The organism is Aetokthonos hydrillicola CCALA 1050 (assembly GCF_017591665.1).
GTDB lineage: Bacteria > Cyanobacteriota > Cyanobacteriia > Cyanobacteriales > Nostocaceae > Aetokthonos > Aetokthonos hydrillicola.
This window is the reverse complement of sequence record NZ_JAAKGC010000089.1, coordinates 1-20,656: the sequence shown is the minus strand read 5'-3', so window position 1 is coordinate 20,656 and position 20,656 is coordinate 1. Positions and strand designations below refer to the sequence as shown.

The following is a 20,656-nucleotide window of genomic DNA, read 5'->3' as shown; positions in this document are numbered from 1 at the left end:
TGAAGAAGCGCCCTGATTCTAAACCTCAAAGCACCTGCACTAGAAATGGAAAAATTAATTAAAAATTAACTATATCTTCCGTACTTAAATTAACCAACCTTTTAATCGTTTTGCTATGTGAGGGCGTCGTAGTTTGCGCATGGCTTTGCTTTGAATTTGTCGAACTCTTTCACGGGAGAGATTGAACATGTTACCAACTTCTTCTAAGGTACAGGGCTCACTTGTGAGTAAACCGTAACGCAGCGAGATTACGTCCTTTTCTCTTGGAGTGAGTACGTCGCCTAAAACTTCCCAAATTTCCTGACGCATCATATTTTCATTCATTTTTGCTTCAGGAGATTGGTTATCCTCATCTTCTAGCAAATCCATCAATTCGGTATCTTCTTCTTTCCCAACCCGGTGATTGAGAGACAGTGCTTGACGACGTAGCTGTTGCAATTGGCGCAGTTGTTGTGGAGGAATTTCTAAAGCTTCCGCCATTTCGACTTCTGTGGGGTTGCGCCCAAGTTGTTGTTTGAGTTCTCTTTGTGCTTTTTTGAGTTTATTGAGTTTTTCTACAATGTGGATAGGTAAGCGAATGGTTCTTGCATCGTTAGCGATCGCTCTCGTAATCGCTTGTCTTATCCACCAGTAAGCGTAGGTAGAAAACTTATATCCTTTATCTGGATCAAACTTTTCTGTAGCGCGGTTTAATCCCATTGCTCCTTCCTGAATTAAATCCAGAAAAGGTACTCCCCTATTTAGATATCGTTTAGCGATTGATACTACCAGTCGTAAATTCGAGCGAATCATTTTGCGCTTCGCCACTCGCCCTTGATACAAGCGATTCTCTAGTTGCTTTTCTGTCAACCCTAACTCAGAAGCTACATTTGCCTTACTTGGGAAATTTCCGTCTTTAGATTCCAAGTCTGCTTGTATTTCTCTAACTTCTTCTAAAAATCGCACTCGCCGCGCTAACTCTACCTCTTCGTCCGGTTTTAAGAGCGGATAACGAGCCATTTCTTTAAAAAATGCCCCTACAGCATCATCATGCTCAGTTTTATTGTAACCGGAAGGCCGTGCTGCGGCCATCGCATCCCCATCACGCTCGTCTGTTTCCAGATTTTCTATAATTGGGGAATCTTCATCTGCCACTACATCTAATCTGTTGAAAGATTGTTCTTGATTATCAACAGCAGTTTCTATCATTTCCATTGTTCCCAATTCAGCAATATTCATGGTTTCCTCTAAGGATTGTTGCTTTGTTTGGTACATATCTGAGTGACAGGATATCTACGAGAACTAAGATTTTATCAGGAATTCATGCATTTTTTCTAGCAGAATAGAAATTCCTGTTAATCATCTACCTTTAAAAGAATCTTGTATCTATCTGTCTTACACGGAATCTTAAGGTGGTAAAATACATCAATCAATATCATTTTTCATGACTTGATTAATTCGTTACGGCTAGATTAGATTCACAACTACCAATACTATTATTAACATCTTCAAAATTCCTCATCAGGCTCGTTATACATATCTGTTATTTTCCTCAACAAAAATTTCTAATTCTTAACAATGCACAAGAAATAGATTTAACTTATCTACTAATTGTTAAACATTCATGTAATCTTCCACGTTTTGGTCTCTCATCCGCACTAGTAATTTTTAAAATTTCTAAATAAGTTTAGGGCGTGTAATTTATTGCTAATATATTCTCTGCTGATTATACCATTTCTTTTGCACGTCAAACTTCAGCAATGTGTTCTCTTGATAAAGAATCTCACATACTGAAAGATGTGAATATCTACCAATAGGGGGAAAAGTGCTCTTCCTTACTTAGTAAATAAAGAATAGCTCGTGTAAAAGCTGGTGTCGAATAATTTTGGCAAACTGGCATAAAAAATCTTTTTCATGGCACGTTAACATAAATTTGTTGGCTGGATTACATAAGAGGAAACTTATCAAGTATTATGTCTTAGGACAGTATTACGAAATACATTTTCAGTAAAGCGATCTATAGAGCTAGAGTTCCACAAAAACAATCCAGTACTCGGAAGCCAGGGACAACATAACTAAAGCGTCTTCAGCCGTGCCCTTGCTGAAATCTAGGAGCTGGTACCGCAAGGCGGAATTCACAATTCGCTCATTCAAAATTCAAAATTCTGTTAGGAATACAGCGTAGGCTTTTCAGAGATTTTGAATAGTATGCTTATTTACGCCGCGCTGTACTAGATTCTCAACTGAATTCTCAATTCTGAATTTTGACTCCTTGGTTAATTACCCAGGTTAATATTGAAAAACTATGTGGGGAAATTATTTGTCTAAGAAGTCATAAATTTATGTATATCAATACCGTAAAGTTGTCTCCCTTGGCGGTTGCTGAATCTCATAGTTCCTATAACAAGCTGAACAAAAGCGAAAATCGGTGGATTGAAGTACTAGTGGACTGTCCTGGAAGTTCAGGTTTATTCACTTATAGATTGCCATCTCAGTTAGAAGCCAAACCAGGTGATATTTTAAGTGTGCCATTTGGGACGCAAGTGTTAGGAGGGATAGCTATTCGTTTTGTAACACAACCGCCATCAGATCTACCACTAGACAAAATCAGAGATGTGGAAGATGTGGTTAGTAGGGGGTTCTTTAAAACAACCTATTGGCAACTTTTGCATAAAATAGCGTCCTACTATTACACACCCCTAATTCAGGTGATAAAGGTAGCTTTACCCCCAGGGTTATTAGGGCGATCGCAACGCCGTCTTCGCCTGAAATCACAAAATATTCCCAATGGTGCAGAAGAATTCCTAAGTGCAGCGGCTCGTCAAATAATAAAAATCCTCCAATCGCAAGCAAATGGGGATTATAGCTTTCAATTTCTTAAACGTCAAGTTAAAGGATTTGAATGGGGAAAAAAGCAATTACTGCAATGCGGTTGGGTAGAAAACTACTTGGAATTACCCAGGCACTCTCGACCTCAAACAAAACCAATGGTAACGTTAATTGTTAATGTGCCACCCATTAACCTTAACAAGCGCCAACAAGAAATTTTAGATGTGCTGCGGCGTCATGGTGGTGAGTTGTGGTTAAACGAGTTCTTAGAAGTTTGTAAAACAACCACTCGTACCTTGAAAGGTTTAGAAGAAAAAGGCTGTATCGTCATAGAACAACGAGAAATCCTGCGAACCGAACAGGGTAAGATATCAGCTTTTGACCAACCAAAGCCATTAAATGCATCTCAGTCACAGGCATTAGCAAGAATTACTCAGCTAGATAGTTACGCTACTGTACTACTGCACGGGGTAACCGGTTCTGGAAAGACTGAAGTTTATTTGCAAGCGATCGCGCCCATACTCGCCCAAGGAAAATCCGCCCTCGTACTAGTACCAGAAATTGGACTAACACCTCAACTAACAGATCGTTTCCATGCTCGGTTTGGCAAGAAAGTTAGTGTATATCACAGCGCCCTCTCCGATGGGGAACGTTACGACACGTGGCGACAAATGCTCGCAGGAGAACCCCAGGTTATTATCGGCACGCGAAGTGCAATTTTTGCTCCTTTGCCAAACTTGGGTTTAATTGTGCTAGATGAAGAACACGACAGCAGCTTTAAACAAGATTCCCCCATCCCCACCTACCACGCTCGTACCGTCGCCCAATGGCGAGCCGAGTTAGAAAACTGTCCTCTTGTTTTAGGTTCAGCAACCCCTTCGTTAGAAAGTTGGGTGAGTGTCGAGGAGGGAGCTCTTAGCAGGGAGCAGGGGGCTTCCTTATCTTCGTACTATCTGTCGCTTCCGGAAAGGGTAAATTCTCGTCCTTTACCACCGGTGGAGGTGGTGGATATGCGACAGGAATTGCAGGAGGGGAATAAGTCGATTTTTAGCCGCTCGCTTCAAGATGCTTTACAGCAGATGCAACAAAAGCATCAGCAAGGAATTTTATTTATCCATAGGCGAGGACACAGTACCTTTGTTTCTTGTCGTAGCTGTGGATATGTCATAGAGTGTCCTCACTGCGATGTATCGCTGTCGTACCACCATACTGAAGAGGGTGCGCCGGAATTATTGCGGTGTCATTACTGTAACTTTGGGCGATCGCATCCGCGAAACTGTCCGGAATGTGGTTCGCCTTACCTAAAATTTTTTGGTAGCGGTACTCAACGAGTAGCACAGGAATTAGCAAAGCAGTTTCCTGACTTGCGCTTTATTCGCTTTGATAGCGATACCACCCGTACTAAAGGCGCACACCGCACACTACTCACTCAATTTGCCAATGGAGAAGCAGATTTATTAATTGGTACCCAAATGCTGACTAAGGGATTAGATCTGCCTCAAGTGATTGTTGTGGGAGTTGTTGCAGCTGATGGACTGTTACATCTTTCAGACTATCGTTCTAGTGAAAGAGCTTTTCAAACTCTGACTCAAGTTGCTGGACGTGCTGGTAGAGGAGAAGATCCAGGAAGAGTGATTATCCAAACTTACACCCCAGAACATCCCGTAATTGAAGCAGTGCAGAACCACGATTATCAGTCTTTCATTCAAGATGAATTAGAGCAACGACAAGCCCTAAATTATCCGCCTTATGGTAGGTTAATTTTACTACGCTTAAGTAGCGTTGATCCAAGCCAAGTGCAAAATGTTGCTCAGATAATAGCAACAACTTTAAGTAACCACAATGGATTAGATATACTTGGACCAGCACCTGCAAATATTTTACGAGTAGCTAATCGTTATCGTTGGCAAATACTGCTCAAGTTCAGTTCACAAGCTTTACCACAATTACCAGATTGGGAAGAAGTTAGAGCCCTTTGCCCTCCGTCTGTCAGTTTAACAATTGATGTAGATCCTCTAAACATCATGTGAATCAGCTCCACAGTTTTATTCACATGGGTTTGGGGCTTTTCATCTAGCAACTGGACGTTAGCTCTTAGAATTCAGTATCATCAAGCAGCAGAGATAATTATTTTACCAAACCCCTGTGCGCTTAACCAAAAGCATAAGTACAAGGCGGCAGATAGAAGCTGAGGGAAACCAAAAGATGGTTTGTAAACTAACCTGAACTTTGACGAATGAAAAGTTAACATTTCGTTCTGTTCCCCTGCTCCCGTTCGGCTGACGCTCACGGCGGAAGCCTGCCGCGTGTTCTCTGCTCCCCTGTTCTCTCTAAACAAAAGAATGAGGAATATTATGATTAGAATCAGGATGCTGAAATTCTTATAAAAATTTAAAACAGAGACTTGCCAGCAGATATACAGTGCATATAGGTCTTCTTTCCTCTAACAATTAAAACACCAACTGAGTAACGCTCCCAAGCATAGTTTCTTTTTATAGCAATCTGTTGTAATTCAGTAACAATAAAAAAGAGACTTTTCTAAGCTAGAAAACGCGTGTACATGATAAAAAAAGTAACGGGGACTCTGATAACTGGAGATTTTTTATATGTATAGTTCACATTTTTTTCGTTATTTTTTAGCAAAAACGAATTCCAAGCCTGATATTATAACAGAAAATAAAGTTAGTTCAGTTCCAGGCAACCATGCGACTAAACCACCTATTGAACTAACACAATTACTTCCAGTTTTATTCATTCCAGTTTTATTCATGATTGTTGTGGCAATTGGTGCTTTGATTTTTCCATCGAATGTGCGCCGAAAATTTCCACAAAATGCTAAACTGAATACCAACCGCTTTAAGCAAGTTCCCTGTAGAAACTGTCAATTTTTTAACGATAACCATTATCTAAATTGTGCAGTACAACCTTCTAACGTCTTAACGAAAGAAGCTCTCAACTGCTCTGACTACTTGCCTAACAACGGCACAAACGAATCGGAATCCCGGAATGATTATCTCGGTTAATACCTACGTCCCTTTCCCACGCCCCCTTGTATACGCTACCTACCGCGATAAACTTGTGGAACTTGTCTCTTATTTACCAAATGTGCGCCAGATCGATGTCAAGTCTCGCCGCGAGGAGAATGGACTGATTAACTTTGTCAATGAGTGGCATGGTGGTGGAGAGATCCCCTCGATAGCACGTACTGTACTCAGTGAGACTATGCTCTCCTGGACAGATTTTGCTAGTTGGAATGATTCTGATTTTACCACTGTGTGGCGGACTGAGACACACGTATTTACTGAAGCAGTTAATTGCACCGGGAAAAATAGTTTCCTTGAAAAAGACGGGGGTACAGTTATAGAAAGTCGAGGACAACTCATAATCGACGCCAAGAAAATAAAGAATGTACCGTTTCTATTCGTGGAGCCACTAGGACGTGCAGTTGAAGATTTCCTTGGTAAAACAATTGAACCAAATCTCCAACAAGTGGGTGAGGGAGTCCGTCTTTACCTGGAGAAGACACAAAGATGAGGATCTCGGACGTTAATAAAGTAGTCAGGAGTCAGAATTCAGGAGTCAGAAGGATTATTGGTTTTAGGACTTACTCATTGACACAAATCATCAGATATGGGGTAGGAATTAATAGTGCTTGAACGAAAGATTTTTTCACAAATGAAGCTGTTACCATCCATTGTAGGGGCGCAAGGCCTTGCGCCCCTACAGGTTTGAAACAACGATTATCCCTTAACGCACATGATGTTGGATTTGTATAGTGCGTAAGTCCTAGTCCCTTGTGGATGAGATAGGAGTTGAAACTTTTTCGTTAAAACACCATCCCTTTAAGGGTGGTATATTCTGACTCCTGATTCCTGAATTCTGAATTCTTTTTTAATGTTCCTGAGTCTTCTGTTTCTGAATTTCGTAGATTTGGTTATAGCCGTGCTGTTGAGTGATGAACCAGCGCGCACTTCCGAATTTTGGCTTTGTACCCAGCAGATTCTCAATAGAAGCACTACCTTGAGAAACAATCAAACCAGTAGGCTCGTTATCGCCATCATTCTGGTAGCCGGGAGTGCTAGCATCAAGGTATCCAGCATCTATGGCAGCTGCTTCATCACGACCGAGAGCAAGGAACCGTCGTGGGCTAATATTGTTACCACTCACATTGTAAGACCAAACAGAATCAAGTCTGTTGAGCTGTTTATGTAATGTGTCGCCACGATCTTCGGCAGCTAGTAACGTAGTGCCGTTGGCAAAAGTTAGATTGTCAAAGCTTGACTGCTCAGCAGTACCAAGTACAAAAATTGAAATTTGACCCTGATCCCGTGTCTCGTCTAGATCAACGCGGAAAATAGACCCCCACGCACCACGGGCTGCTAGCTCAGGCTGATTGCCAGAGTTAGAATTGGTGTCTCCAGTTGGAGCAAAGAAGAATGTCTTGAAGTTGGAACCTGGCAGAAACGCCACGTTTTCTGGGCGCTTGAAGGGAGTTGCACCTGCTGCTTTGGCAGCGCTGTTTGCACTAAATGAGGCAAAGCCGTCAACTGCTGTATCATGGATAGTCACCCATTTGACTGGCCATGAAGTTCCTAGAGTGTGCAACTGAAGCTGTACATCAGAAAATGTATCGCCTACTGGATCATCGGCATGAAACGTTACTGGTTGATTATTAATTTGAACCTGCAACGCTTGCAACTTACCACCTTTAGTTAGATCAGTGCGGTCGTTGGGTACAAAGCGATAAACGAAGGAGTTTGGTTGGCGCGCTGCTTTAGGGCTTTGTGGATCTTGAGGATCAACATTAACAGATGTACCACCAGCATCTTCAACGATTACGATATTACCACGGTTATCTAGATGAATCCCTTCGTAACCTCCTTTGCCCAAGATACCATCCAAGGTGATTACCTGAGGTGGCCAATTTGGTGTGATCTGGATGACAGCGCCACTTGAACCATTCTCTTGGGTAAACAACAATGTTTTGGTAAAGGGATTCCATGTAGAACCATCGATTGAGTTAAAGCCTGTCTTACCATTTGACCCTACAGGAGTCAGCAGTGTAATTCTGTGTAACGGATCGGTGACATCCAAATTAATCCGTGTCACGTAAGCTAAGTCGTTACCGTTCTCATGACCTTGAAAAAGGAAATGACGACCATAATCGTAACCAGGTGTTGGTCCACCAGGATTATAGTCTAATACCAAATACGTATTTTGGTCAGGTTCAGTCTTAGTGGCTTCCACTGTCTGGGGTGGAAAGTCATTGAGATACCCCAATTTGGTGATGCTTCCGGATGGATTTTCTAGTGGATCTGAACCTTGTGCGAGAAGTTTTAAGCTGAAGCCTGACGCTAGGATATTGGGAGGAGTTCCTTCGCGAGGATTAGCAGAATCAACCCCAACTTTAGGAATTTGTTCAGTTACGTTTTCTGCTGATGCTGACAATACCGAAGGTAGCAAAATGCATGTTGCTAACAGCACTGCATTTGTCAAAGTTTTGGAGCGCAATTTAAACATAGTTTTACGACTTACTCTGTAATGCTTTGTTAAGATAGTCTTACCAGTCCTAGATCTGGTGAAATAATACGAGTAAGAAGTTAAGAAAATCTTATACGCGGGTAAATTCCCGATTAATTTTATGAGCTTTAAAAGGGAATAAATTAAGCCCGTAAAAACACTAGCTCAATCTTCTAAACCTCAGAAAATACACTTTAATTAGTATTGGCGACCGTATTCTTAAGGGTGACGTCAATTCTTTTTTTTTGCAGCGATCCCGATATTCTCTGATTACACCTGATATTTCACGAAGTTACTCTATTGCTAACAGGACATTTATAAAGAAAAAATAAAATTCCTGTAGGGTGTGTTGAACCCATATTTTCGATCTGATTTGTCGCCAAAAACCTGATTAAAGCACTTAATGCACCAGCAATATTATGGGGTGTTGTGCTGAAGCTATAATTCACCCTACTTCATATTTTCTTTATAGATAGTCTCTGGTTTGTTGTCCAAAACTACTAGGATTAGTATGTTAAAACATCTAGTAATAGCTTCTTTGATTACTTTAACCTCTGTTTCATCTGTCTACGCTGAGGTTCTTGTCCCTATTGGTGAGCTAGATAATGGAACTTCTTTGTATTTAGATACTGATTCAATACAAGGGAAGGACGGTTATTATCAATACTCGATTTCCTTTGGTAACCATCGAGTAAGTCAATCAGAGCGCTGGTTAATCGCTTGTAAAGAAAGAACTACTAGGTTGCTAGCCAGAAGAAAGTATGCAACTAATGGTCGAATAATTTCATCAAATAACTACCCAAATGACCAACCACTTCGTCCAGTAGTCGCTGGTAGTATGGCATCAGTGGCTGCTGAAGCAGTATGTCGTTAGAGAAGGAGTCAGAAGTAAGAAAAGGTTTTTACCTTACTTTTACTAAATCCACACTTTGTATATCAGATTACGTGCATTTATCGAAAAAACTATGCTAGTATGTTCTGCATAGTGAATAGTTCTAAGGATAGATGAGCAAACAAGCTCGACACTCGCATCATATCTGGGTACAACCTCATAATCCTGTACGCCCAGATTTAAGACTGACACCAGTACAACCAAAAGAACCGACGTTTTACTATTTTGCTTACGGTTCTTGTATGTGTCCAGTTGATTTGAAGCGATCGCTTGGTGAGAATACCCATCAGTACGTCGTTGGTACTGCGACACTCACAGGCTATAGATTAGGATTTTATTGCTATTGTGCAAACCGCGACTGTGGTGCTTTGGATGTAGTAAAAGATCCAAACAAAAGCGTCAGCGGTGTACTCTATCGATTACCTTGGCGATTAAGCGAACACCTAGATAAGCGTGAACATGTTCAGCAGGGTGGCTACCGTCACGAATTTGTAGATATTAATTGCCAAGGAAAGATTTATAGTAAGGTTCGTACCTACGTAGTGGTTAACAAGTTATCAGAGGAAATAGCACCAAATGATTGGTACTTTAACGTCGTCCTCCGAGGTGCTGTAACCTGTGGTCTACCAGAAGAATATTGCTGGAATTTGTTCAATCATATGTACCAATTGCAACAACGTGTTGTTAAAGGTGTAAGCGTATGAATCATGCTTGCTGTGGTCCTGGCTATGCTTCTCCAGAAGCGGCGATACAAGCGGTTCCAGAGAAATTACTGTATACAATCGCACTCTATACAGGGACAGGTATTGAACAACCAGATTATCTTGCAACCGTAGACGTTGATCCTCAATCTCCAACCTATTCTCAAGTCATTCATCGCTTAAAGATGCCGTATATTGGCGATGAGTTGCACCATTTCGGCTGGAATGCGTGCAGTTCTTGTCATACTGATGCGAGTAAGTCTCGGCGATTTTTGGTGATTCCAGGTCAACGTTCTAGCCGTATTTATATAGTGGACACAGCAGATGACCGAACGCCTAAACTCCACAAAGTTATTGAACCAGAAGAAATCAAAGCAAAGACTAACTTAACTGCCCCACACACCGTACATTGTCTAGCTGATAGTCATGTTATGATTTCCATGCTGGGGGATAGCGAAGGCAATGGACCAGGTGGATTTTTGTTATTAGATGAGAATTTTGACATTGTTGGGCGCTGGGAACACAAAGCTGATAACATGCGCTTCAACTATGACTTCTGGTATCAACCACGTCATAACGTCATGGTAAGTAGTGAGTGGAGTGCACCCAAAACTTACTATTCTGGCTTTAACCTTGATGACGTAGCTGCGGGAAAATATGGTCAGCAGCTACACTTTTGGGATTGGTCAAAGCACGAAATTATTCAAACTTTTGACTTAGGTGCAGAAGGGTTAATACCTTTAGAAGTGCGCTTTCACCATAATCCAGATAGCACTCATGGCTTTGTCGGTGCAGCACTTAGCAGTAACATTTGGCATTGGCAGAAGTCTAACGGTTCTTGGAATATACAAAAAGTTATTGATATACCCTCACTAGAGGTAGAAGGCTGGCCTATTCCTGTACCATCATTGATTACCGATCTCCTCATCTCGATGGACGATCGCTATCTTTATTTCTCCAACTGGTTACACGGGGATATTCGCCAATATGACATTAGTAACCCAGAAGATCCTAAACTCACAGGTCAAGTTTGGGTTGGTGGGTTACTAGGAAAAAGCCCTACAGTCCGTAATCATAAGTTAACTGGTGGGCCTCAGATGTTGCAACTGAGTTTGGACGGTAGGCGGCTTTACGTTACTAACTCCCTATTTAGTAGCTGGGATAATCAGTTTTACCCCGACTTATCAAAGAGTGGTTCGTATTTATTACAAATAGACTGTGACTCCAAAAACGGAGGAATGCAAATCAACGAAAATTTCTACGTTGATTTTGGTGCAGAACCATCTGGTCCCTCTCGTGCTCATGAAATCCGTTATCCTGGGGGTGATTGCACGTCAGATATTTGGATTTAGGGCACGGGGCATAGGGCATAGGGCATAGAAAGAGGAAAATAGAACTTAGCGAAAGGGATAAATTTGTTACCCATTGCCGATTATTATTTCTCCCAGAACGACTTCTTGACATGCTCCTGTAGCACTCGGTAGATTGCCAGGAGCATCTAACATTCGCCAGTATGCTAGGACTGCGAAGGCGATCGCTTCTTTAAAATTAGCGCACAAACCAACTTCATCCGTAGTTAAGACTGAGGTTGATCCTAAAAGACTTTGTAAACGACGTTTGAGATAAAGATTGCGGCTACCGCCACCACACAAAAGTACTTGCTGTGGAACTTGGGGTAGAAATGTTTGGTAACTATGAACAATAGAAGCGGCTGTCAGTTCTGTTAGTGTCGCTAGCAAGTCTGCTGGAGTAAGTTGGTATGCTTCAGCGTCTTTTAAGCACTGCTCAAAATAACTCACACCGAATAACTCTCGACCTGTAGACTTAGGTGGTGGTAAATGAAAATACTCATGGCTTAACCATTCTTCAACCAAAGGATAGCAGGGAGTGCCACTTGCTGCCCAATTACCGTCTTCATCATAAGTTTTAGTACCACCACTTAAATGGTATACTGCCAGATCTAATAAACTATTTCCTGGTCCTGTATCCCACGCGCTAATTTCTGACAACCAGTTTTTCTGACGAGATGGGATATAAGTTACATTTCCAATACCACCGATATTTTGAATGCAACGAGCTTCATCAGGATGACTCAGTAAAGCAGCATCCACACGAGGGACAAGAGGTGCGCCATGACCACCAGCCGCAATATCTGCCACACGGAAATTACTCACAGTGGTCACACCAGTGACGTTAGCAATCACAGATCCACGACCTAGTTGCAGGCTATAACCCAAGAAGTAAGGAGGAGTTTTTTTGCCTTTGTCTTCCCCTAACCCCCTCTCTCCACCTTTAGGCGGTCGATGGTAAACTGTTTGACCATGGGAACCAATTAAACTGGCTTTTTCGTGACCTAATTGAATATTTTGTGCGGCTTGAGCAAAAGCAAAGGCGATCGCATCATCTAATTCTGCCAATTCTAGCATTGAGAGAGTAGCACCAGCACAAACATCCAAGATCCGTTCTCGTAAGTCGTTAGGGTAAGGATATGTTGCACCAGCAACTAACTGTATTTTGATATCTAAATCTTTACCAGAAATATCTACTAAAGCAGCGTCTATACCATCTACAGAAGTGCCACTTATTAAACCTACTACGCGAGTCATTCGATTTTCAATTTTGAATTCTAAATCAATTTAACTCTATTGCCGAACGATTGGACCCATCATTTTTCTCATTCGAATCAGAAATAATATGTAAATCAACATTTTTCAGCAACCGCAGCAGCTTATGTGTTAAAGATCCTTTTAGCAATATTTGCCAACGGCTTCTTTGACTTGCACCAATAACTATTTGAGTAATACGGTATTGTGTAGCGGCTTGTGCGATCGCCTTTGCTACATCGTTATTACTTACACGAACAAATGTACCATCAAATTCTTTACACAGCTTCTCAGCAGTTTCTATATATAGACTTTCCTCTTTTGTCAGGAAGTGATCTGGGTGAGTAACAAATAGAGCATAAAGAGGAGCATTCATATAGCCAGCAATTCTAGAGCCTCTACGCAAGAGTTGTACTGAATTCCGATAAGTGGATACACACACCAAGACTCTTTCGTGAATATTGCAAACTGCACCTTGAGGGGTGGAGGCGATCGCATTTTCCTCAATGTTGTCAGCAACTTCCCGCAATGCTAGCTCTCTTAGAGCAATCAGGTTGCGACGTTGAAAAAAGTTATTGAGTGCTTGTTGAATTTTTTCCGGCGCGTAAATTTTGCCTTCTTGCAAACGTTCCTCTAAGGTTTCGGGAGTCACATCTACTACCACAACTTCCGATGCTTCATCCAAAATACGGTCAGGAACACGCTCTCGCACTACTACACCAGTAATTCTGGCTACTAAGTCATTAAGACTTTCCAGATGCTGGATATTCATAGTAGAGTAGACGCTGATACCGGCGGCTAGAATCTCGTCTATATCTTGATAACGCTTTTCTCTTAGGGAACCTGGAACGTTCGTGTGCGCCAGTTCATCGATTAAAACTAGCTGAGGCGATCGCTCTATAATTCTTTCCGTATCCATTTCTGTTAAGGTCAGCCCACCCCGAGTAATTTCTTTACGAGGTATAATCTCTAAACCTTCCGCTTTCTGCGCAGTCTCCTTACGTCCGTGGGTTTCCAACAAACCCACAATAACATCAATCCCTTCCTTTTTAAGTGCATGACCTTCTTCCAGCATTTTGTAAGTTTTGCCTACTCCAGGAGCCATGCCAATGAATATTTTATACTTACCCCGTCTCGAAGGACTTAGATCATAAGGAACAGCAGACACAGACTAACTCCTATGTTGTACAAGCTTCTCAAACAACCTAGCAACCTTGTCTAAATCCTTATCACCAGGGCTGCGTTCCACACCACTAGATAAATCGATTCCACTAGGGTTTACCTGACTTAAAGCTTCGAGAATATTATCTGGAGTGAGTCCACCAGCTAAAAACCAAGGGGAAGACGGTTTAAATTGCTCTAGCATATTCCAATCTAAAGTTTTGCCTGTACCACCTAGTTGTTGAGGATGGTAGGCATCAAGTAGTAAAGTATCTACGCAAACGGAATAAGCCTCTGCTTTGTTAATATCCTGCCCACTACGTATCCTCAAAGCTTTAAGAAGTTCTACTTTAGGTAGAGATTGGCGTAATAGTTGGCAAAAATCTGGAGATTCATCTCCATGCAACTGAACCCCAGTTAACTGAGAGTCAACTACTGTTTGAACGATTTCTTCTATAGAGGTGTTGGCAAAGACACCTATTGTATCAATTTTTTCTGGCAATTTTTCCACAACCGCTAAAATTTGCGGTATCTTAACGTACCTGGGTGAAGTTGGCACACAAATAAATCCTAATGCAGTAGCACCGAATGAGGCGATCGCTTTGCCTTGTTGTGGTTGAGTGATTCCGCAAATCTTAATCCGCATAGCAGGAAATTTGAGAGATTTTTCAGCAGAACTATATAAAGTAAGTGTAAAGTATTTAAACAACAGAAGCTTTTTTGCCTGGTGATTTTATAATTTCTGTTGTTTGCATATAATTTCTCTCGGAGACAAACGTTTGATTTCATCAATGCTATTGGCAGTCCAAGCCACCGTTCCTCCAACACCACAGTGGACTCCAACCGTGGGGATAATCATCAGTGTTAGTTCTTTAATAGTTCTTTTGCTGACTTTCAAAATTAAGAAGCCCCAAGTTGGTCCCCAATTCCCTTTACTTCCCATAAGTATTCCAGCATTCATTGCTGCTATGGCTTTCGGTCATGTCATCGGCATTGGCATTGTTCTAGGATTAACTAACATCGGTCGCATCTAGCAGGCTTGATTGCCAAAAGTAGGGTGTTGGGTGTAGGGAGTAGGGTGTAGTATTTATCATTCTGACTCCTGGCTCCTGACTCCTGAATTCTTCATTTATAAAATAAATTTGGGATGCTCCCCTCCTACTATAAGCCCATGGTGAAAGCATAGGCTTAGGGCGGGGAACTTTGAAAAACTCCTTGTCTTTCCCTTTACAAAAAATAATTAACAATTTATGAAGAAGTGGCATTTTCTTTCACTTTTTAGGGTAATCCTGAAGAGTGTTGTCTGCCGCTTTTATTTTTTCGTTTGCCATTAGGTTTTCACTGGCTTTAATTGTCTATTCTAGAAGTGTAGAGCAAATCAACCAGCAAATGCTGATCTGACGACCGCTCGTAAATGTCTACCCATTTCTACCCAGAACTAAACATTTTGGGTAGGTGGGGTGAGCGTGCATGACTCAGCCGTAAAAACGAGTTACCTGCTAAACAGCAAGGTTGGCTACGCTTCCGAGGTCATGACACCCAAGAATGAACGCTAGTTCTTGGCTCTGTCGCAACTATCAAAGAAAGGCGAGACATCTTGAAAGCCCTCTGATACTGCCTAACAAGCCTCAGAAGCATTGTCGAAGCAAACATAACTAAGGACTGGTCAAACCGACCAAAACGCGATGAGCAATTACGTTTTTCTGATTGATGCCAACAAAACACCGATGAATCCGATTCATCCGGCACAAGCTCGAAAGTTAATGGAAACGGGCAAAGCTGCCGTGTTTCGCCGCTATCCGTTTACTTTAATCATGAATCGGGTAGTCAAAAACATTGTGATTTATCCGCTCACACTGAAGATTGACCCTGGTTCAAAAACGACCGGGATTAGCCTTGTTACCAACCGGGACGAAGTGATCTGGGGAATGGAGCTTGAACACCGGGGACAATCCATCAAGGATGCACTCGAATCTCGTCGAGCCGTTCGCAGAGGACGCAGACAGCGCAATACTCGCTATCGTAAAGCTCGGTTTTTGAACCGTAAACGGGCACAAGGATGGTTAGCACCGTCCCTAATGCACCGAGTTTTGACGATTGAAACTTGGGTAAAGCGACTTTGCAAGTTTGCGTGTGTTGCTGAAATCAGACAGGAACTTGTTCGGTTTGATACTCAGCAAATGGAAAACCCTGAAATCTCTGGAGTCGAGTACCAGCAAGGAACTTTAGCCGGATATGAAGTGCGGGAGTATCTTTTAGAAAAGTGGGGACGAAAATGTAGTTACTGTTCTAAGGAAGGTGTGCCGTTGCAAATCGAGCATATCCAGGCACGGGCGAATGGTGGAACTGACCGCATTTCTAATCTGTGCTTGGCGTGTGAGAAGTGCAATCACAAGAAAGGGACGAAGGATATTCGGGACTTTCTCAAAGGTAAGACTGACTTAATTTCTCGGATTCTCAAGCAAGCTAAAGCACCCCTTAAAGATGCTGCTGCCGTCAATGCAACTCGCTGGAAGCTGTTTGAGACGCTGAAAATGACACGATTGCCTGTCAGCACTGGGACGGGTGGACAGACCAAGTACAACCGCACTCGGCTAGGACTGCCTAAAGAACATTGGTTGGATTCTGCGTGTGTCGGTGTTACTGAGGTACTCAAAGTACTGAGCAGTAAGATTCTAAGAGTCAAGGCGACGGGGCAAGGTGGACGGCAGCGTTGTCAAACCGACAAACTCGGTTATCCACAGAAGTATCGACCATTGCGACGGATTCATGGTTTCTGCACTGGTGACATTGTGAAAACAGTGATTTCCAAAGGCGTGAACGCGGGAACGTATATTGCGCGACTCTGCCCATATAGCAACGGTAACGGTGAAATATATCCGACTTCTGGCAAGAAGCGCATCGGTATCAAACTCGAATACATCGAAAAACCAATTCACCGTAAGGACGGTTACACCTATCGGTAAAAAGTCCCCATAATAGGCACAGATGTACAGATATGTACAGAAATTCTTGAACAGCAGCTACCCCCAGCAGCAGAGGGTTGATGTGGCTAAAATAAAAGAGCATAAAAATATACAAATTGGATGCGTAGTTTTGTATTGATAAAAATATTGAGTCTTAGGTCAATATAATGCAAACAAATTGGAAAATTGGGTCTTTATTTGGAATTCCCCTATTTTTAGACCCTTTGTGGTTCGTGATTTTAGGACTAGCAACCCTCAACTTTGGAGTTAGCTATCAGTCATGGGGCATAGTGCTAGCTTGGAGTGGTGGTGTGGTTATGGCACTACTGCTTTTTGGTTCCGTATTGTTACATGAGTTAGGTCACAGCTTGGTAGCGCGATCGCAAGGTATTAAAGTAAACTCAATTACCTTGTTTCTGTTTGGGGGTATTGCTTCAATAGAAGAAGAATCAAAAACTCCAGGTAAAGCATTTCAAGTAGCGATCGCTGGTCCAGGAGTTAGTATAGTGTTGTTTGTGCTGCTCAAACTGCTGGCAGATATTTTACCCAACGCTAGTCCAGCCAGCGTGATGGTTGGTGACTTGGCAAGAATTAACCTAGTTTTGGCACTATTTAACTTAATTCCAGGCTTACCTTTAGACGGAGGACAAGTTTTAAAAGCAGCATTATGGAAAGCAACAGGTAACCGCTTTCAATCTGTAAGGTTAGCAGCAAAGACAGGTCAAATTTTAGGTTATGGCGCGATCGTCTTGGGAATGGCGGTAGACTACATGACAGGCGAATTAGTTCCTGGTTTGTGGATTGCTTTTCTAGGTTGGTTTGGTGTCCGCAATGCTAGTAGTTATGATCGCGTCACTATTTTACAGCAAACCCTGTTACAACTAACGGCTGAAAATGCGATGACTCGCGACTTTCGTGTAGTTGATGCAGATCAAACCGTGCGTTCTTTTGCTGATCTCTACTTGCTAGAAAGCAAAACACCACAGGTTTATTTTGCCGAATCTGATGGACGATATCGAGGACTAGTTTCTGTGGACGATTTACGATTAGTGGAACGCAGTGAATGGGAAACCCAAACCCTACAAACTATAGTGCATCCTCTGACAGAAATTCCTACAGTGACTGAGTCGAATTCCTTGGCTGAAGTGATTAACAAACTGGAAAATGAGCAGTTAGTCCGTATAACCGTGCTTTCTCCAGCCGGTTCCGTGGCTGGTATAATTGACCGAGGCGACATCGTGCGAACAGTAGCACAAAAGCTGAATTTGCGAATAACAGATGCAGAAATTAACCGCATTAAACAAGAAGGTAGTTATCCGCCAACTTTCCAATTGGGAGCGATCGCAAAGTCAACGCTAAACTCTTGAAGAAGAATTCAGGAGTCAGGAGTCAGGAGTCAGGAGTCAGGAGGAGCCACTGCGGTGGACGTTCCCGAGCATAAAGGATGTGGCGTTCAGAATTAATGAGCGGGGAATTCAGGTTTCACTAAGCATAGAGAATTGATGCCAGATTATCAATCCTGAAATTTGTTCGATAAAACTTAATAATACCAGACTGAAAAGTTTTGAGGATGTGTTGAGCTGAGCTTGGCACATCCTTATTAGTAGGGCACCGAACATTTGGAATGGTGCGTTACGGACTTTGTCCTAACACACTCTACTAAAACTTACTTTTTCTAACTCTTATTCATATTTTTAGCACTAAATTACTCACCTTTTCTGACTTTTTTAAACTGAAATATTAACATTCTGCTTTGTATATTAAAGGGTCAACGTTTAGACAATTCGTAATACAAGTTTGAGGAATTTTGAAATGTTAAAACGCTTTTTAGCTCTTGCGATTTTCAGCACAGGTTCCGCCATTGGTTTATTTAGCAGTGCTTCAGTTTTAGTTCCAAGCTTTGTGGAAGCGTCTAGTAGCTTGAACACGCAACAAGCAGCTCACTATAAACAAACAGAAGTTTTACCAACACAACGCATATTAATTGCCCAAAGCTCAGCCCTTACTGGAAAGTGGAAAGCTGACGACGGTGGCGTATATTATATACGTCAGGTTGGTGATAAGTTCTGGTGGTATGGTGAACAAAAAGAGACTCAACCTGCTTGGAGTAATGTGTTTACTGGAACAATTTCAGCTAATGAAATTAATGGTAGTTGGGTTGATGTACCTAAGGGGGGAGCCACCGGAAGTGGAGTGCTGAAACTTAGAATAGTCACTTTTAGCCGAATTGAGAAAATTAACGGTGGTGGCTTTTCAGGAAGTGTATGGACGCGTTTGTGATTTAAAGCGTAAACCGCTATTCAGCTAGTTTGAACGCAAAAATTTATAGGATAAAAGCCTTATAGTAGATAGATACTAAAGGTCTTTTTTTATATTTGCCGTTGCTGCCGTGGAAATATCACCTTCGAGAAAGCACTTTCGAGACTATCTCCAAAAACGGATGACGGCTATTCCAATGGAGTTATCTTGCCAAAAACTCCACCTATAGGAGCAAGTAGCCAAACTGTATGCAGGTTCACACTATAAAGGAGCGTTATCAACAACTTATCATAAAGCGCTTGTATTCTCCACTGGAAATTAAGACGCGAGTAAGAAAATGACTGATTCTCTAGACCAAAATCAAAAAATTAAGAAGCTGCGCGAGCTGATCAAGGATATTGATATTGGAATGCTAACTACAACAGACGAAGACGGAAGCTTACGTAGCCGCCCAATGTCAACCAACTCTGAGATTGAGTCGAATGGCGATCTCTGGTTTTTCGTATACGGTAGCTCTCATAAAGTTCTAGAAGTTGAACAGCACCACCAAGTAAACGTTAGTTTCTCTGATCCTAATAAGCAACGATACGTTTCAGTGTCAGGTGCAGCACAACTTGTACGCGATCGCAACAAAATTGAGCAATTGTGGAAACCACAACTCCAAGCCTGGTTTCCTAAAGGATTAGAGGAACCCGATATTGCTTTACTCAAAGTCAGTGTTCAAAAAGCTGAATATTGGGATACTCCTTCTAGCCTTGTTGCTCATACTGTTGGTTTGTTGCAGTCAATTACTACTGGAGAGAAAGCCAATATTGGTGAAAACGAAAAGGTTAATTTAACCTGAGCGGTGCAACTAGTTTGCGGTAGCGGTTAAAGTGAGGATATGCAGTTTTTGAACTTTTGGCTGTGCTTTCTTCTGAGTTACCGACTATTAACGTTCTCAAAAAACCTACGAAACCTGCTTGGATAGAACAAGCGATCGCGAACCTAGACACAATTCTCCTTGATCACGCTCAGTGTGAGCGCAAAGCTGCTGGGGTAGCGTTAAACTTAATATTTCGCTACCCTTCCAACGCCAAAATGGTGCGGGAACTCACAAGTATTGCGCGTGAAGAACTAGAACATTTTGAGCTTGTCAACCAATGGCTAGAAAGCCGTAATATTCCTATGCGCCCCTTAGCACCACCACCTTACGGTGCTGGCTTGAAAGCACAAATCCGCCCTAAAGAACCCGATAGATTCTTAGACTCTTTACTAGTTAGCGGCTTAATTGAAGCTCGTAGCCACGAACGCTTAGGATTACTTTCTCAAAATTGTCCAGAGCAAGAACTTGCAGAGTTTTATCATAGCCTGATGGCATCCGAAGCACGACACTACGGCGTTTACTGGATCTTAGCCGATACCTATTTTGAGCGAGAAATTTTTATGCAACGGCTAGATGAGTTGGCAATTGTTGAAAGCGAGCTGCTAGCACAGATGCATCCAGAACCAAGAATACATAGCTAGGGGATTGGGGATTGGGTACTGGGTACTGGGTACTGGGTACTGGGTACTGGGGGACAACGAGAACAAAAAAGGATTTATCTCTCCCCTACTCCCATGCCCCATGCCCCATGCCCCATGCCCTATGCCCCATGCCCCATGCCCTATGCCCCATGCTTCTCCCAACCATTGCCCCAAAGGACGAGCAATTTCAGGTTGGTTCTCATACTTCATCGCGGCTACTGCTCTTCTTAAGATACTGCT

Annotated in this window: 17 protein-coding genes and 1 pseudogene; 12 read left to right on the top strand and 6 right to left on the bottom strand. The window is 42.2% G+C overall.

Going from position 1 to position 20,656, the window contains the following annotated elements:
• Nucleotides 1-84: 84 nt before the first annotated feature.
• Nucleotides 85-1,254: an RpoD/SigA family RNA polymerase sigma factor gene (locus G4P69_RS29225; protein ID WP_208352938.1), complete on the bottom strand. Its 1,170-nt coding sequence runs from the start codon at nt 1,252-1,254 to the stop codon at nt 85-87.
• Nucleotides 1,255-2,321: 1,067 nt separating this feature from the next.
• Between G4P69_RS29225 and priA the strand changes: the two genes are divergently transcribed.
• From priA to G4P69_RS29210, 3 genes are all read left to right on the top strand, one after another.
• The gene (priA, locus tag G4P69_RS29220) at nt 2,322-4,838 is read left to right on the top strand and encodes a primosomal protein N' (protein WP_208352934.1); all 2,517 of its coding nucleotides are present in this window, start codon (nt 2,322-2,324) and stop codon (nt 4,836-4,838) included.
• A gap of 576 nt (nt 4,839-5,414) precedes the next feature.
• On the top strand, nt 5,415-5,831 hold the full coding sequence (locus G4P69_RS29215; protein ID WP_208345368.1) for a hypothetical protein: 417 nt from the start codon (nt 5,415-5,417) through the stop codon (nt 5,829-5,831).
• Nucleotides 5,815-6,342: a hypothetical protein gene (locus G4P69_RS29210; RefSeq protein ID WP_208352932.1), complete on the top strand. Its 528-nt coding sequence runs from the start codon at nt 5,815-5,817 to the stop codon at nt 6,340-6,342. The genes G4P69_RS29215 and G4P69_RS29210 overlap by 17 nt, the downstream gene beginning before the upstream one ends.
• Before the next feature lie 357 nt (nt 6,343-6,699).
• On the opposite strand, the gene G4P69_RS29205 is transcribed toward G4P69_RS29210, so the two are convergent.
• Nucleotides 6,700-8,328, bottom strand: a complete 1,629-nt coding sequence (locus G4P69_RS29205; RefSeq protein WP_208352929.1) for an alkaline phosphatase PhoX — start codon at nt 8,326-8,328, stop codon at nt 6,700-6,702.
• A 511-nt stretch (nt 8,329-8,839) separates the two neighbouring features.
• Here G4P69_RS29205 and G4P69_RS29200 point away from each other — a divergent pair.
• The 3 genes from G4P69_RS29200 to G4P69_RS29190 all read left to right on the top strand — a co-directional run bounded on the left by G4P69_RS29200 (nt 8,840) and on the right by G4P69_RS29190 (nt 11,273).
• Entirely contained in the window at nt 8,840-9,202 is a 363-nt protein-coding gene (locus tag G4P69_RS29200) for a surface-adhesin E family protein (protein WP_208341559.1), read from the top strand.
• 131 nt (nt 9,203-9,333) lie between these two features.
• A complete protein-coding gene (locus G4P69_RS29195; protein ID WP_208341560.1) occupies nt 9,334-9,924 on the top strand; it encodes a gamma-glutamylcyclotransferase in 591 nt (196 codons plus the stop codon).
• Nucleotides 9,921-11,273, top strand: coding sequence for a selenium-binding family protein (locus tag G4P69_RS29190; RefSeq protein WP_208341561.1), 1,353 nt, complete (start codon nt 9,921-9,923; stop codon nt 11,271-11,273). The genes G4P69_RS29195 and G4P69_RS29190 overlap by 4 nt, the downstream gene beginning before the upstream one ends.
• 66 nt (nt 11,274-11,339) lie before the next feature.
• Here the strand turns inward: G4P69_RS29190 and G4P69_RS29185 are convergent, their stop codons facing one another.
• The 3 genes from G4P69_RS29185 to G4P69_RS29175 are packed head-to-tail and all read right to left on the bottom strand — an operon-like array spanning nt 11,340 to nt 14,331.
• The gene (locus G4P69_RS29185; RefSeq protein WP_208341562.1) at nt 11,340-12,527 is read right to left on the bottom strand and encodes an anhydro-N-acetylmuramic acid kinase; all 1,188 of its coding nucleotides are present in this window, start codon (nt 12,525-12,527) and stop codon (nt 11,340-11,342) included.
• A 25-nt stretch (nt 12,528-12,552) separates the two neighbouring features.
• Complete coding sequence (locus G4P69_RS29180) at nt 12,553-13,692, bottom strand: universal stress protein (RefSeq protein ID WP_310833996.1); 1,140 nt, start codon at nt 13,690-13,692, stop codon at nt 12,553-12,555.
• A 3-nt stretch (nt 13,693-13,695) separates the two neighbouring features.
• Nucleotides 13,696-14,331 (bottom strand): phosphoribosylanthranilate isomerase, encoded by a 636-nt coding sequence (locus G4P69_RS29175; protein WP_208341587.1) that lies wholly within the window; start codon nt 14,329-14,331, stop codon nt 13,696-13,698.
• Between the two features lie 133 nt (nt 14,332-14,464).
• On the opposite strand from G4P69_RS29175, the gene psaK reads away from it, so the two are divergent.
• From psaK to miaE, 6 genes are all read left to right on the top strand, one after another.
• Complete coding sequence (psaK, locus tag G4P69_RS29170; RefSeq protein ID WP_208341563.1) at nt 14,465-14,719, top strand: photosystem I reaction center subunit PsaK; 255 nt, start codon at nt 14,465-14,467, stop codon at nt 14,717-14,719.
• A 651-nt stretch (nt 14,720-15,370) separates the two neighbouring features.
• Nucleotides 15,371-16,651 (top strand): RNA-guided endonuclease IscB, encoded by a 1,281-nt coding sequence (gene iscB / locus G4P69_RS29165; protein WP_208341564.1) that lies wholly within the window; start codon nt 15,371-15,373, stop codon nt 16,649-16,651.
• A 167-nt stretch (nt 16,652-16,818) separates the two neighbouring features.
• Nucleotides 16,819-18,018, top strand: a complete 1,200-nt coding sequence (locus tag G4P69_RS29160; protein ID WP_208341565.1) for a site-2 protease family protein — start codon at nt 16,819-16,821, stop codon at nt 18,016-18,018.
• A 445-nt stretch (nt 18,019-18,463) separates the two neighbouring features.
• Nucleotides 18,464-18,931 carry a hypothetical protein gene (locus G4P69_RS29155; RefSeq protein ID WP_208341566.1) on the top strand — a complete coding sequence of 156 codons (468 nt, stop codon included), beginning with the start codon at nt 18,464-18,466 and terminating at the stop codon, nt 18,929-18,931.
• Between the two features lie 316 nt (nt 18,932-19,247).
• Entirely contained in the window at nt 19,248-19,754 is a 507-nt protein-coding gene (locus G4P69_RS29150; protein WP_208341567.1) for a pyridoxamine 5'-phosphate oxidase family protein, read from the top strand.
• A 62-nt stretch (nt 19,755-19,816) separates the two neighbouring features.
• Entirely contained in the window at nt 19,817-20,416 is a 600-nt protein-coding gene (miaE, locus tag G4P69_RS29145; protein WP_208341589.1) for a tRNA-(ms[2]io[6]A)-hydroxylase, read from the top strand.
• Here the strand turns inward: miaE and G4P69_RS39585 are convergent.
• Nucleotides 20,378-20,656 (bottom strand): annotated as a pseudogene (locus G4P69_RS39585) (hypothetical protein); the annotation flags it as partial. The gene miaE and the pseudogene G4P69_RS39585 sit on opposite strands and share 39 nt — an antisense overlap.